Genomic DNA, 555 nt, shown 5'->3' with positions numbered 1-555 from the left:
GCCGCCGGCGTCGGGGCCGGCGCTTGTGCCGGCCCTGCGTCGGGCGCCTGCGGCGATGCCGGCGCCGTGAGCGCTGTCTCTGCCGCCGTCTCCGGTGGCGGGTCCGCGGGCTCTGCTGGTGGCGCCGAGGGGGGCTCTGGCTTTGACGGGCTTTGGCCAGCGGATGCGCGCTGCTGTGCCAGCGGCACCCGCTCACCGTCGGTGAGGCTGTAGAGGAGGAAGAGGCCGCCGGCGAAGAGCGCGGCGAGCACACCGAGCACGATGCCGTTGCGCAGCAGCGCTCGGCTCGGTTTGACGGTGGCCGGTGTCGGGCTGGGGTGATTCATGGCTTTCTGTCTCCGTGCTGAGTGTTGGCTGGCGTGACGGCTGCGGCGGGTCCGATGCTGAAGATCAGCCGGCGCGCCGGCGCGCGGCTCACTCCGGCAGGCAGATGCCGCGCTCGTAGACGGCGCGTGCGGTCTGCACCAGCAGCAGCACGACGATGCCGGACAACATGGTCAGCAGCCCGAAGCCGAGATACAGGAAGCCGATCCGGCCCGTCTGCTCAGCCATCAG

The 555-nt window shown here is 71.7% G+C and carries 1 pseudogene; it reads right to left on the bottom strand.

The annotated features are described in order from the left end of the window. Positions 1-326: pseudogene (locus tag CKO15_RS13890) on the bottom strand (hypothetical protein); the annotation flags it as partial. Between the last annotated feature and the right edge of the window lie 229 nt (positions 327-555).

The sequence above is a fragment of the Halorhodospira abdelmalekii genome, from assembly GCF_016583625.1.
GTDB lineage: Bacteria > Pseudomonadota > Gammaproteobacteria > Nitrococcales > Halorhodospiraceae > Halorhodospira > Halorhodospira abdelmalekii.
Note: the sequence above shows the minus strand (reverse complement) of the source record. Positions and strands in the feature narration are given on the sequence as shown.